Raw genomic sequence first — 13,651 nt, forward strand, 5'->3', positions numbered from 1 at the left:
CATTCCGAACTCAGAAGTGAAACGTATTAGCGCCGATGGTAGTGTGGGGTTTCCCCATGTGAGAGTAGGACACTGCCAGGTCCCATTAAGAGAAACCCGCCTAACGGCGGGTTTTTTGCGTTTGGAAGAAAGAAAAATGCTGGGGTCAGAGTACATTAATCCCCATCACCCCAAACAAAACCTCAAAATGGGGTCAGAGTACTTTATTACTTTAAGCATCAAAACATAGTCATTCCCTTACCCCCAGTGCCGTTAAATCAGAGAAATGTACTCTGACCCCATTATTGTGGGCTAACTAAATAATCCGAACTCTTTAACTCTCTAGGGCATGTAATAGGCAGTTTGAAAATACGGTAGATAGGTACATGTAGGGTCAGTGTACTTTAAAGCGTTATCTTTTAAAAAGTACTCTGACCCCAATTTTCGGAATGTACTCTGACCCCATTATGTTTGTGTTGTCAGTATTTCTAGACATTCTTATTCGATAAAAGCCTTAATAGAATCGACTTACTTTTAGCAATGTGCACGTTTTTTGGTAAACTCTTGCGAATATTATTTAAGTTGAAGTAAATAGGACGAACTAATGGCCGTATTCGGTACAGTATTCATGCCACAAATGGCACTTGCTACCTTTGTCAACGATAAGTGGACTGACACCGAATTTGTCAGTGCAGATAGTATTCAGCTGCACCCTGGTGCACACGTGCTTCATTACTCAAGTACATGCTTTGAAGGATTGAAAGCATTTAAGCACGAAGATGGCAGCGTCAACATTTTCAGAATGGATAAGAATATTGAGCGCTTTGCTCAAAGTAGCCGTCTACTTAACTTGCCTGAAGTAGACAAAGCGCAAGTCGAAAAGATGATCATCGATATTGTTGCTAAATATGCGTCTGAAGTACCAGAGCCTCCAGGTTCTATGTATATCCGCCCTACGCATATCGGCACAGAAGCGTCTATCGGTAAAGCGGCAGCGCCATCGGCAAGTTCTATGTTATACGTCCTGTTATCGCCGGTTGGTGATTACTTTGCTGGCGGTTTGAAGCCACTTCGCTTGTTGTTAGACGAAACAGGCATGCGCTGTGCGCCGCACATGGGAATGGTAAAAAGCGGTGGTAACTACGCCAGTGCGTTGCCTCCTATTCTTAAAGCGCGTGCAGAAGTTCAGGCTGATCAAATTCTGTTTTGCCCTAATGGCGATGTACAAGAAACCGGAGCTGCTAACTTCCTGCTTATCGATGGTGATGAAATCATTACCAAAGGGTTAGATTCTAGCTTCCTACACGGTGTGACCCGAGCAACGATTCTTCAAATTGCCAAAGACCACGGCATGAAGGTGAGTGAGCGTGATATTACTGTAGAGGAACTACTAGAGCGTTCAGCTAAACCGAACACTGAAGCAGCGCTGTCTGGTACAGCGGCTGTACTTACACCGGTAGGTACTTTTATTCACAATGATAGAGAGTATCAGGTGGGTAACGGTGAAGCTGGCCCTGTAACGATGAAGCTAAGACAGGCGTTAAATGATATCCAATGGGGTAAGGCCGAAGACACTCACAATTGGTTGGTGAAAGTGCCAAACTAGTCTAATCAGACACCCATTAAAAAAGCCTGCGAACGCAGGCTTTTTCGTTTCTAAAAAGGCAATCGATTACTTCGCTTTGCCTTGCTTAGCGACTGCATCCATCATTGCTTTGATAGCGTCAGCATCGCCAAGATATTCTTTAGAGATTGGCTTAAGGTTTTCATCTAGTTCGTATACTAGCGGTACACCTGTAGGAATGTTTAGACCCAACACTTCTTCGTCTGACATACCATCAAGGTACTTAACAAGAGCACGAAGACTGTTGCCGTGCGCAGCAATAATTACGCGCTTGCCTGCTTGGATGTCTGGACGAATAACGTCGTGCCAGTATGGTAGTACACGTTCGATAGTTAGTTTTAGACTTTCACCACGTGGCAGGATGTCAGCATCTACATTGTTGTAACGTGGATCATGACCTGGGAAGTGCTCGCTGTCATCTTCAACGGCCGGAGGTGGGATGTCGAAGCTACGACGCCAGATTTTGACCTGATCTTCACCATGCTTAGCGGCAGTCTCTGCTTTGTCTAGACCTGTTAACGCACCGTAGTGACGCTCGTTCAGACGCCAGTGACGCTCAACTGGAAGGTAGTGCTGACCCATCTCTTCAAGTGCAATGTTAAGTGTTTTGATTGCGCGAAGAAGTACAGACGTATAAGCCTGATCGAATGTAAATCCAGCATCTTTAAGAAGCTGACCTGCGGTCTTTGCTTGTGCTACACCAGTGTCGGTCAAGTCAACGTCGTGCCAGCCTGTGAAACGATTTTCCAAGTTCCACTGACTTTCTCCATGACGAATAAGTACCAATTTATACATAGTTGGGTTACCTGCGGCGTTAGAGTGAAATAGTCTGAGATAATTCCTGAAATTGGACGTTCAGACGTATATTTAAAAATCTGCTGTTATCATCCTTGATTGGCGCTTAAAAATCCAGTTTATGCTGGTACAAAATCGCAGGTAAGACGTGTGTTTATCACTATAACTTGGGAATAATTATATAAAACGGGTAAGGTCTGGATGAGCAACTTTTATCCACTCTTGCATTGATGGCTCTTCAATAAAGCTAAAGTCTTCGAAGTCGAAGCCAGGTGCTACTGTACAACCGACAAGTGAGTAATCACCCATAGTTGCGGCTGCCTGAAAATTCCCCGCTTTAACAACTTCTACATAGTCAGTGCTTTGCCCACCAATGCGACGTTCCCACAACTGTTGTTTTTCAAGTTGAAACAGTTGTAGTGGGGCCCCTTCGTAGTGATTCCACACTTCATCATGTAACACACGATGAAAACGACTAACTTGTCCCTTTAACAGAAGAAAATAAATATGAGTAAGCGCGGGTCGACTAGCATTGTGCACAAACGATTTAGTTTCGTTTTCAGAACGGAAAACTTGACGATAGAAACCTCCCTCGGGGTGAGGTGCAAGGTTGTACTTCTTAACTAGCGGGTGTGTCATGATAACTTCGTTATTATTGTTATTGCTTACTACTAATGCTTGTATATCTCAAAGCTTTCCTAAGCATGTATTAAGACATTTAATGTTTAACCTTCTTTTAAGCATACCGTTTGGTGCGTTATAAGAAAATAGAAATGTTGCATATTTGTAAACCATCTTAATCAGCAAGTACTCTGTGCATACGCGAAGTTTTCTTACCAATTAGCCTCAATATAAAATGTGCCAAGCTTACTTACCAATAAGCGCTATCTGCCCTAGTCAGCTTTTTCCAACTGTTACAGCGCTTCTTCATAATCCGTCTGTTTAAACCAATAATGAGAAATAGCTAAAAAAGCGATGCCATTACTAATAGTAGGTGAACTTTTTTTCATGTTAAGGCCGTACAAATTGGAAAATAAGGCGACGAAAAACACGTTGCTCGTTTCTAGCGTTGGCAAAATTGAAACGTACACAATATTCACGAACAGGCAAAGAAGGATGGTGAGCGTATGACATATAAGTCTTTTTCGCAGCTTGAAGTTAACGGCAAAAACTTCAAGGCGGTTAATTTTGACGGTATAGGCAGTAAATATGCGCTCGACAGGCTTCCGTTTTGTATCAAAATTCTTTTGGAAAACCTGATTCGTCATGAAGACCAAGAGTTTGTTAACAGCAACGATATTGAGCAAGTAGCAAAGTGGGACACAGATAATCACGTTGATCACGAAGTGTCTTTTGTTCCCGCACGCGTCATCCTCCAAGATTTTACGGGTGTGCCTGCTATTGTTGATTTAGCAGCCATGCGCGATGCGGTTAATCGTTTAGGTGGCGACGCTCAGGCGATTAATCCACTCAACCCAGTAGAGCTGGTTATTGACCACTCAGTAATGGTAGATCATTTTGCTGAAGACGATGCGCTTGAAAAGAATACCGACATTGAAATCCAGCGAAATAGAGAGCGTTATCAATTTCTAAAATGGGGTCAGTCGAGCTTTGACAATTTCAAAGTGGTTCCCCCTGGTCGCGGTATCGTGCATCAGGTTAACCTAGAGTATCTTGCTCGTTGCGCGTTTACTAAGGAACAGGATGGGGAAACCTTGGTTTACCCAGATACCCTAGTAGGAACAGATTCGCATACCACTATGATCAATGGCCTTGGCGTACTAGGCTGGGGTGTGGGCGGTATTGAAGCTGAAGCGGCAATGCTTGGACAGCCAGTTACCATGCTGTTGCCCAAGGTCGTTGGATTTAGGCTGTCAGGTAAGTTACCTGCTGGCGTAACCGCCACCGACATGGTGCTAACTATCACACAACAACTACGTGAACATGGCGTTGTTGGAAAGTTTGTAGAGTTCTATGGACCGGGTCTTAAGCATCTTACTACGGCAGACCGTGCTACTATAGCAAATATGGCTCCTGAATACGGGGCTACTAGCGGAATCTTCCCTATTGATGATGTAGCGCTAGATTACCTGCGACTCACCGGCCGAGACGAAGATCAAATTGCCCTTGTGGAGGAATATGCAAAGTTCAGCCACCTATGGCACGACGACCACTCAAAAGATGCCCAGTATCATGAGACCCTGGAACTTAACTTAGATGAGGTGGTTCCTTCACTTGCTGGACCTAAGCGTCCTCAAGATAGAATTGCCCTTGATAATGCGGCCGAAGCATTTGAAGAATGGCATCGTTCGCAAATTGACGTGAAAGTACTTGATGAAGAAACCGATCTCATCGCAGAAGCGGGTTTGGGTACAACAGACGAGGTGGACGAAGAACACGACTCATTCGTGGAGTTCAGAGGAAGCAAGTTCAACCTTGAAGATGGCGCTATTGTAATTGCTGCTATCACCAGCTGTACTAATACGTCAAATCCATCAGTACTCGTTGGCGCAGGCTTGCTTGCGAAGAAAGCAGCGGAAAAAGGGCTAACTCGTAAGCCGTGGGTTAAGACTTCATTAGCACCTGGTTCTCAGGTTGTTACTCAGTATCTAGAAGATGCAGGTCTTATGGACCCGCTTGAAGCACTGGGCTTTAACTTGGTTGGCTACGGCTGTACTACGTGTATTGGTAACTCTGGACCGCTACCTGATGCCATTACCGACGCCATAAGAAAAGCGAAACTTACGGTTACCTCGGTTTTATCTGGTAACCGCAACTTTGAAGGGCGTATCCATCCCGATGTGGCTGCAAACTACCTTGCATCACCACCACTGGTTGTTGCATACGCGTTGGCTGGGAACATGAATGTAGATATCACTAAAGAGCCGTTGGGGCAAGCGAGTGATGGTTCTCCGGTATATCTAAAAGACATCTGGCCTACCGAAGACGAAATTCAGCAATATATAGCTGAAAACGTCACCGGTGATTTGTTTAAAGAAAAGTATGCAGATGTATTTAAAGGAAGCGGTGAATGGAATGAGCTGCAGGTGAGTAAAACATCGGTCTACGACTGGCCAGAATCAACCTACATTAAGCATCCACCTTTCTTTGAAGTAATGGGTAAAGAGCCAGAGGCTCTAACTGCAATTGAAAACGCACGATGCTTGGTTAAGGTGGGCGATTCGATTACTACCGACCATATTTCTCCAGCCGGCGCCATCGCAGAAGATAGCCCAGCCGGAGAGTACCTGCAGGCCCAAGGGGTTGAGCCTAAAGACTTTAACTCTTATGGATCGCGTCGTGGTAACCACGAGGTTATGATGAGAGGTACGTTTGCTAACGTGCGTCTTCAAAACCAATTAGCACCCGGCACAAGAGGCAGTGCAACCACACACTTCCCAAGTGGCGATAGTATGTCTATTTTCCATGCTGCTATGCGTTACAAAGATGACGGCGTACCAGCCATTGTCATAGGTGGAAAAGAGTACGGTACTGGCTCAAGTCGAGATTGGGCAGCTAAAGGCCCTTCTTTGATGGGGGTGAAAGCAGTATTAGCCGAGAGCTACGAGAGAATTCACCGCTCTAACCTTATTGGAATGGGGATTTTGCCACTTCAATTTAAATCAGGTGACAGTGCGAGTTCGTTAGGGCTCAAAGGGAATGAGTCGTTTTCTATTGATGCTGTTGTTCGCGGACAAGATGAGGTAGAGGTTAAAGCAATTTCTGATGATGGGGAAACCACTTCATTCATGATGGATATCAGAATTGATACATCGAATGAGTTTACTTATTTCGAAAACGGCGGGATCCTTCACTACGTTATTCGAGAGTACCTTAAGAAATAAGCATTTATTTTAAAAACGTAGTAAAGGCTGTGTTTTCACCGCAGCCTTTACTCCAGTTTGAACTGAATTTAGTTAACTATTAGTAGTAACGTTTTTCGCAAATGATTTCTTTTATATGTGAGCCGATAGCCGAACGCTTTTCACATCTTAAATCTTGCGCTTCCGCACCGTAAAGGTTGATATATTCTTCGACGTAAGGTTCTAGCGCTTTAATATACTCTTCAGGTAGGGCGTCTTTGATTTGACGATAAGAGCGATTCCACTCTGCTGTTTTCTGTTCCATAGCTACACTTAGCCATAGCCAGCCTTCTTCATAATTAACGGGTGTTCCCCAACCTTGGAAGTACATTTGCGCGAGATAGTACTGACCTTCTTTGTTACCCATCTTGGCAGACTCAGTAAGCTTCTCCAGCGCTTTCTCATACTTTTCTGCCTTTAGCGCATGTAGCCCTAAATCCAGCGTTGAAAGATACTCCGACTTCCAAATGTGATTCTTGGTTTTGGACTGCGCTAGCACAGGTGAAGACAAAGTAAGACAAGATATGGCCGTAAAGGCAACAATAAGCTTTTTCATTGGTTTCCCTCCCTTTTTTGCTTAGTTATACGATAATTTTTATTTTTTAACAAACCGTGTTTAAGTACAGATTATTAATTGTTTACAGCATGACTTTCTTAATAAAAAATTACTCACCGCCAATAATTTGGACTTGTGCTATATCAGTATCGCCTTTTAACACTTTGAAAATTGCATCTTGCACAAGGGTGCGCATACCATCTTTGGCAGCTTGTGATTTCATTTGTGAAACGCTGGCTTCTTTATAAACCATTGAGCGAAGTTCTGGTGTCATCCCCAATAATTCGTGCACACCTGTTCTGCCTTTATAACCTGTATTTCCACATTCTTCACAGCCTTTGGCTCTGTAGAGTTCAAGTGGGGCCTGAATGTTCAGTTCTGACAAGTGTTCTTGACCGTATTGGCGTTCGATAAACGCCATATCTTTCTCGTCAGCCACGTACTTCTCTTTACAGTTCCCGCACAAGGTTCTTATAAGTCGCTGGGCCAATATACCTACGCATGCGTCTGAAAAGTTTACCGGATCAAGACCTAGGTCAAGTAAACGGGTGATGGTTTCTGGCGCTGAGTTAGTGTGCAGCGTTGAAAGTACTAAGTGACCAGTTAGTGAGGCTTCAATGCCAGCGTGAGCGGTTTCCTTATCACGCATTTCACCAATAAGAATGATATCTGGGTCTGCACGTAAGAATGCCCGAAGGGCTGCGGCAAAGTTAAAGCCAATTTTAGGGCTTACCTGAACCTGCTGTAGCCCTGGCTGGGTGATTTCTACCGGGTCTTCAGCCGTCCAAATTTTCTTTTCAGGCGTATTCAAATATCCTAATATAGCGTGGAGCGTAGTGGTTTTACCGGAACCTGTGGGGCCTACAACAAGCAAAATGCCGTGTGGCTTTTTAATCATTTCTTCCAACCTAGTGCGGTTGGTAGGGGCCAGGTTCATCTTGTCGATAGGCATCGCACCGCCTGATGCCAAAATACGCATTACTACACCTTCACCGGCAACGGTGGGAATAGTAGCCACACGCACCTCTACGAGTTTACCGTTCATTCTGAATGCAAGCTTGCCGTCCTGAGGTACGCGCTTTTCGGCGATATTAAGGTTCGACATTATCTTAATACGCGCAATTACTGCGTTATGGTGCGAGTGAGGTACCTGGTTCATATCGCGACATACGCCATCCACGCGCATGCGAACACGAGTAGGAGCATTCTTTTCAGGGTCTATATGAATATCTGAGGCGTTTAAACGTTTAGCATCGTGCAATATACGACTTACTAAGCGGACAACTGCTGGGGCATCGTCTGAAAGCTCATCAATCTGATCTTCATTTTCGTCGGTGGATGAGCCAATTTCATCAAGGATGTCGCTCATTTCACCAGGGCCGCCACCTCCGCTATTCTCCCCCAGATATTGAAGAATAAGGTTGGGTAAGCTTACCGCGATTTCGTAGCTATCTATGCCCATAGCGCTTTCAATTTCCATTAAGAGCGCGGCATTGTTTGGCTCAGCCATTAGCACAATGGGTTTATCTTGTGCATCGGCGATAACTGCAACATAGTTTCGCTTAAGGTAAGAAACGTTTAGGCGACTTTCGTTTTCAAATCTGTGATATTTTTCCGGCAGGTAAGAAATGAACGGCACTTGATAGTGAATTGAAAGAGAGTTACCAATTTCATCTTCCGATATACGATGTTCAGATACTAACCGCTGCACCAAAGCGCGAATGTCTGGTGTGGTCGCTTGTAAATCTGCAAGGGTCGCTTCTTCTAGTAAGCTTTTGTGAACCAAAAGGTCAAATGGGTTATTGGTGCCGCCTAATTCAAACCTGAATTTATCACCAAGAATAAGCGCTAATGCATTCCCACGTTTGAGGTCCTCTTCGGTAAACCCGCCGCTTGCCTTATTGATGATCTGAATAACACCCATTAACACCCCAGCGTTCATTATTGGTACGCAAAGAATGTTTTGAGTTCTAAAGTCATTGTCTTTATCGAATTTATCGGCAAATCGAAGACGAGGGTGAATGCTTTGAAGTAGGGTAGGGTTGTACGGGTCATCAATGACAACAGGCTTTTGTGAAAGCGCAACGTAGCCAGCAATAGACATGGGGCTAATCGGTACTTTTATCTCTAGGGTTTCTTTACCTGTTTTAAATCTGGCGACTAGGTCTTGGTGTTGACGACGGCGTTGAAAAATACTCATGCGTGTGGCGTCAAACAAGCCAAGTATCATAGGTTCTAATAGGCCGTAGGCATCTAACAACGTAGAGTGGTTATTTAAGATGCGCTTTATTTGTGCATATGTTTGCTGGTTATTTACTACTTCCATATTCTCGCTACTAATAATGTTGGCGCCTATTCCTTTACGCTTTTGACGCTATAAGCATGTTTTACGCTAGGGTATCAAGATATCCTGTTACCATAAAACCAACAATACTACTTATAGACAGTTACATACACTGTTATAGCGTAAAAATATGTGTATAAAAAGCAAACTGCCTCTTGCATTGCCCTCTGCTTTCTGTATAATTCGCGCCCACTGCCCAATTAGGGTATGAAGTTTTTAGCCGCAACCTCACTGCTTTTAGGGTGGTTGCCGAAGTAACGGATTCATCATTACTGATTAGCCTGTTGCTGGCGTGCTAGAAAAAAGAACAGGGTTCCGATAGGGAACCATCGGTTTACGCACATCTTTTCTTTCCGGAATTAATGGAAGAGAAAAGGTGAATTTTTTTGTTCTTTCGATTGGAGCTTAATCGATGCCAAATCAAAGAATTCGCATTCGTTTGAAAGCGTTTGATCACAAGTTGATCGATCAGTCTACGGCTGAAATCGTTGAAACTGCGAAACGCACTGGTGCTCAGGTAAGTGGTCCTATTCCTCTACCTACTCGCAAAGAACGCTATACAGTTCTGATTTCTCCGCACGTTAACAAAGACGCGCGTGATCAATATGAAATCCGTACTCACAAGCGTTTGGTAGACATCATCGAGCCAACTGATAAAACAGTTGACGCGTTGATGCGTTTGGACTTGGCTGCTGGCGTTGATGTTCAAATCAGCCTGGGCTAATAAGAGAGGGTTATAACAATGGCGATTGGTCTAGTCGGTCGTAAAGTGGGTATGACTCGCATCTTCACTGAAGATGGTACGTCTATCCCTGTGACTGTTATTGAAGCGACCCCAAACCGCGTTACTCAGCTTCGTACTGAGGAAACTGACGGTTATCGCGCTCTTCAGGTTACTGCTGGAACTAAGAAAGCTAACCGCATCAACAAAGCTGAAGCAGGTCACTTTGCTAAAGCTGGTGTTGAAGCTGGACGCACTCTAGTAGAATTCCGCCTAGAAGAAAACGAAGGTGCCGATATTGAAGTAGGCAGTGAAATCACTGTTGAAATCTTTAACGACACTAAAAAGATTGATGTAACTGGTACATCAAAAGGTAAAGGTTTCCAAGGTGCTATCAAACGCTGGAACTTCAGTTCACAGCGTATGACACACGGTAACTCTTTGTCACACCGCGCACCTGGTTCAATTGGTCAAAACCAATCACCAGGTAAAGTATTCAAAGGCAAGAAAATGGCTGGTCAGCTTGGTAACAAGCAAGTGACTACTCAGTCTTTGGAAGTTGTACGTGTTGACGTAGAGAACGGCCTTATCCTAGTTAAAGGTGCCGTACCTGGCGCAACTGGCAACGATGTAATCGTAAAGCCAGCTGTTAAAGCGTAACGTCTGGGGAGTGAACTGATGGAATTAACATTGAAAGACGCGCAAAGCGCTCTTGAAGTATCCGAAGCGACCTTTGGACGTGAATTCAACGAAGCCCTGGTACACCAGGTAGTTGTAGCTTACGGTGCAGGCGCTCGTCAGGGTACAAAAGCGCAGAAAACTCGCGCTGAAGTTCGTGGTGGCGGTAAGAAGCCATGGCGTCAAAAAGGTACTGGCCGTGCACGTGCTGGTACAATCCGTAGCCCGATTTGGGTTGGCGGTGGCCGTGCTTTCGCAGCAAAGCCTCGTGACTTTGACCAAAAAGTTAACAAGAAAATGTATCGCGGTGCACTTAAGAGCATCCTGTCTGAACTAATCCGTCAAGACCGTTTGGTTGTTGTAGAGAAGTTCGGTGTTGACGCACCTAAGACTAAAGCTCTTATTTCTGCACTTAACGAATATGAACTAAATGATGTTCTAATCGTTACTCCAGAAGTTGATGAGAACTTGTTCCTAGCGGCGCGCAACTTGTACAAAGTTGACGTACGTGACGTAGCAGGCATCGACCCAGTGAGCTTGATTGCATTTGAAAAAGTGCTAATTACTGCTGATGCGGTTAAACAACTTGAGGAGGCGTTAGCATGAAAGAAGAACGTCTACTGAAGGTGCTAGTAGCACCTCACGTTTCAGAAAAGTCTACAATGGCTGCTGAAGCGAACAACACAGTTGTATTTAAAGTAGCTAAAGACGCGAACAAAGCTGAAATCAAAGCTGCAGTTGAAAAACTGTTTGAAGTTGAAGTTGAAGGTGTTCGTACTGTGAACGTTAAGGGTAAAACCAAGCGTCACGGCATGTCTTTCGGTAAGCGCAGCGACTGGAAAAAGGCCTACGTGGTTCTTAAAGAAGGTCAGGACATCGACTTTGTCGGTGGTGCTGAGTAAGAAGGGGATTAGAAATGCCATTATTGAAAGCTAAGCCAACTTCTGCCGGTCGTCGTCACGTTGTTCAGGTCGTAAATCCTGACCTGCACAAAGGTGCACCGTACGCACCTTTGCTTGAAAAGAACAGCAAATCTGGCGGTCGTAACAACAATGGTCGTATTACCACTCGTCACATTGGTGGTGGTCATAAGCAACACTACCGTGTAATCGACTTTAAACGCAACAAAGACGGCATTCCAGCCAAAGTTGAGCGTTTAGAATACGATCCAAACCGTTCTGCAAACATTGCACTAGTATTGTACGCAGACGGTGAACGTCGTTACATTCTGGCTCCTAAGGGTATGAAAGCAGGTGATGCAATCCAGTCTGGTTCGGGCGCTCCGATCAAGTCTGGTAACACGCTACCTATGCGTAACATCCCTGTAGGTACTGTTGTACACGCAATTGAAATGAAGCCTGGCAAGGGTGCACAAATCGCACGTTCTGCTGGTGCTTACGCTCAGATCCTAGCACGTGACGGAAACTACGTTACCCTACGTCTACGCTCTGGCGAAATGCGTAAAGTTCTTTCTGATTGCCGCGCCACCATTGGTGAAGTTGGTAATGCAGAACACATGCTTCGTTCACTAGGTAAAGCTGGTGCTACACGCTGGCGTGGTATTCGTCCTACCGTTCGTGGTGTTGCCATGAACCCGGTTGATCACCCACACGGTGGTGGTGAAGGTCGTACATCAGGCGGTCGTCACCCAGTAACTCCTTGGGGTGTTCCTACCAAAGGTAAGAAAACCCGAAGCAACAAGCGTACTGATAAGCTTATCGTACGTCGTCGAAACAAGTAATAGCGAGGATTCACCATGCCACGTTCTCTCAAGAAAGGTCCTTTTATTGACCTTCACTTGCTGAAGAAGGTAGAGGCTGCAGTGGAAAAGAACGAACGTAAACCAATCAAAACTTGGTCTCGTCGTTCTATGATCATCCCAGATATGATTGGGTTGACCATTGCGGTCCATAACGGTCGCCAACATGTACCTGTCATTATTAGTGACGAAATGGTCGGCCACAAGTTGGGCGAATTTGCGCCAACGCGTACTTACCGCGGCCATGTCGCGGATAAGAAAGCTAAACGTTAAGGGGTAGGAAGATGGAAGCATTAGCTAAACACCGTTTTGCCCGCACGTCGGCTCAAAAGGCACGCTTGGTTGCGGATCAAATTCGCGGTTTACACGTAGAGAAAGCTTTAGAAGTTCTTGCGTACAGCCCGAAGAAAAGCGCAGCGCTAGTAAAGAAAGTTTTGGAATCTGCGATTGCTAACGCAGAGCACAACGAAGGCGCGGACATCGACGAGCTAGTCGTTGCCAAGGTTTTCGTTGACGAAGGTCCAACTATGAAACGCATCAAGCCACGTGCTAAAGGCCGTGCTGATCGTATCTTTAAGCGCAGCAGTCACATCACTGTGGTTGTAGCGGATAACTAGGAGTAGATAATGGGACAGAAGGTACATCCTACAGGTATACGCCTGGGTATCAGCAAACCATGGACTTCTACCTGGTACGCTAATACTGCAGACTATGCAGACAACCTGTATAACGATCATCAGGTACGTCAGTATCTGACTAAGCAACTAAAGAACGCTTCACTTTCTAAAATCGTGATCGAGCGTCCTGCTAAGAGCATCCGTGTGACTATTCACACTGCTCGTCCAGGCGTAGTAATCGGTAAGAAAGGTGAAGACGTAGAGAAGTTGCGTAACTACGTATCTAAGCTAGCCGGTGTGCCAGCTCAGATCAACATCGCTGAAGTACGTAAGCCAGAGCTAGATGGCCAGCTAGTAGCTGACAGCATCTCTAGCCAGCTAGAGCGTCGTGTTATGTTCCGTCGTGCTATGAAGCGCGCAGTTCAAAACGCAATGCGTCTAGGCGCGAAAGGTATTAAAGTTGAAGTTAGCGGCCGTTTGGGCGGTGCAGAGATTGCACGTTCTGAATGGTACCGTGAAGGTCGCGTTCCTCTGCACACTTTCCGTGCGGACATCGATTACGCAACCTCTGAAGCGTCAACTACTTACGGTATCATCGGCGTTAAAGTATGGATCTTCAAAGGTGAAGTTCTAGGTGGTCTACCTACAACTCAAGAGCAAGCACCAGCTGCTCAACCTAAGAAGAAAGGCCGCAACGCTAAGCGAGAGGGCTAAT

General features: G+C 45.2%; 14 protein-coding genes and 1 rRNA gene. 11 read left to right on the plus strand and 4 right to left on the minus strand.

Annotated elements, in window-relative coordinates; genetic code table 11:
• Both rrf and ACXAGV_RS16825 read left to right on the plus strand, forming a co-directional pair.
• Window positions 1–81 (plus strand): 5S ribosomal RNA (gene rrf / locus ACXAGV_RS16820); the annotation flags it as partial.
• A gap of 502 nt (window positions 82–583) precedes the next feature.
• Window positions 584–1,585 (plus strand): branched-chain amino acid aminotransferase, encoded by a 1,002-nt coding sequence (locus ACXAGV_RS16825; RefSeq protein WP_474805818.1) that lies wholly within the window; start codon window positions 584–586, stop codon window positions 1,583–1,585.
• Between the two features lie 66 nt (window positions 1,586–1,651).
• Here ACXAGV_RS16825 and gpmA read toward each other — a convergent pair whose 3' ends face one another.
• Together gpmA and ACXAGV_RS16835 are read right to left on the minus strand one after the other, a co-directional pair.
• A complete protein-coding gene (gpmA, locus tag ACXAGV_RS16830; protein ID WP_474874239.1) occupies window positions 1,652–2,398 on the minus strand; it encodes a 2,3-diphosphoglycerate-dependent phosphoglycerate mutase in 747 nt (248 codons plus the stop codon).
• A gap of 177 nt (window positions 2,399–2,575) precedes the next feature.
• On the minus strand, window positions 2,576–3,037 hold the full coding sequence (locus tag ACXAGV_RS16835) for a cupin domain-containing protein (RefSeq protein WP_014947971.1): 462 nt from the start codon (window positions 3,035–3,037) through the stop codon (window positions 2,576–2,578).
• Window positions 3,038–3,525: 488 nt separating this feature from the next.
• Here ACXAGV_RS16835 and acnA point away from each other — a divergent pair, with 488 nt between their 5' ends.
• Window positions 3,526–6,243 (plus strand): aconitate hydratase AcnA, encoded by a 2,718-nt coding sequence (gene acnA, locus ACXAGV_RS16840; RefSeq protein WP_474874240.1) that lies wholly within the window; start codon window positions 3,526–3,528, stop codon window positions 6,241–6,243.
• A 79-nt stretch (window positions 6,244–6,322) separates the two neighbouring features.
• On the opposite strand, the gene ACXAGV_RS16845 is transcribed toward acnA, so the two are convergent.
• Together ACXAGV_RS16845 and ACXAGV_RS16850 are read right to left on the minus strand one after the other, a co-directional pair.
• Window positions 6,323–6,817 (minus strand): SEL1-like repeat protein, encoded by a 495-nt coding sequence (locus ACXAGV_RS16845; RefSeq protein WP_474874241.1) that lies wholly within the window; start codon window positions 6,815–6,817, stop codon window positions 6,323–6,325.
• A 109-nt stretch (window positions 6,818–6,926) separates the two neighbouring features.
• Window positions 6,927–9,143, minus strand: a complete 2,217-nt coding sequence (locus ACXAGV_RS16850) for a GspE/PulE family protein (protein ID WP_474874242.1) — start codon at window positions 9,141–9,143, stop codon at window positions 6,927–6,929.
• A 430-nt stretch (window positions 9,144–9,573) separates the two neighbouring features.
• Between ACXAGV_RS16850 and rpsJ the strand changes: the two genes are divergently transcribed.
• Genes rpsJ through rpsC form a run of 8 tightly spaced genes read left to right on the plus strand, consistent with a single transcriptional unit; the run spans window position 9,574 to window position 13,650 of the window.
• A complete protein-coding gene (gene rpsJ / locus ACXAGV_RS16855) occupies window positions 9,574–9,885 on the plus strand; it encodes a 30S ribosomal protein S10 (RefSeq protein ID WP_010179497.1) in 312 nt (103 codons plus the stop codon).
• A gap of 18 nt (window positions 9,886–9,903) precedes the next feature.
• A complete protein-coding gene (gene rplC, locus ACXAGV_RS16860; RefSeq protein ID WP_014947975.1) occupies window positions 9,904–10,542 on the plus strand; it encodes a 50S ribosomal protein L3 in 639 nt (212 codons plus the stop codon).
• Between the two features lie 18 nt (window positions 10,543–10,560).
• Window positions 10,561–11,166: a 50S ribosomal protein L4 gene (gene rplD / locus ACXAGV_RS16865; protein WP_118490523.1), complete on the plus strand. Its 606-nt coding sequence runs from the start codon at window positions 10,561–10,563 to the stop codon at window positions 11,164–11,166.
• A complete protein-coding gene (rplW, locus tag ACXAGV_RS16870) occupies window positions 11,163–11,462 on the plus strand; it encodes a 50S ribosomal protein L23 (protein WP_012516959.1) in 300 nt (99 codons plus the stop codon). Before rplD ends, rplW begins: the two co-directional genes overlap by 4 nt.
• A 14-nt stretch (window positions 11,463–11,476) precedes the next feature.
• Window positions 11,477–12,301, plus strand: a complete 825-nt coding sequence (gene rplB / locus ACXAGV_RS16875; RefSeq protein WP_012516960.1) for a 50S ribosomal protein L2 — start codon at window positions 11,477–11,479, stop codon at window positions 12,299–12,301.
• A gap of 15 nt (window positions 12,302–12,316) precedes the next feature.
• Window positions 12,317–12,592 (plus strand): 30S ribosomal protein S19, encoded by a 276-nt coding sequence (rpsS, locus tag ACXAGV_RS16880; protein ID WP_012516961.1) that lies wholly within the window; start codon window positions 12,317–12,319, stop codon window positions 12,590–12,592.
• Window positions 12,593–12,603: 11 nt separating this feature from the next.
• Complete coding sequence (gene rplV, locus ACXAGV_RS16885) at window positions 12,604–12,936, plus strand: 50S ribosomal protein L22 (protein WP_012516962.1); 333 nt, start codon at window positions 12,604–12,606, stop codon at window positions 12,934–12,936.
• A 9-nt stretch (window positions 12,937–12,945) separates the two neighbouring features.
• Window positions 12,946–13,650, plus strand: coding sequence for a 30S ribosomal protein S3 (gene rpsC, locus ACXAGV_RS16890; protein WP_014947978.1), 705 nt, complete (start codon window positions 12,946–12,948; stop codon window positions 13,648–13,650).
• Window position 13,651 lies beyond the last annotated feature (1 nt).

The sequence above is a fragment of the Alteromonas sp. ABH4_453 genome, assembly GCF_056160665.1.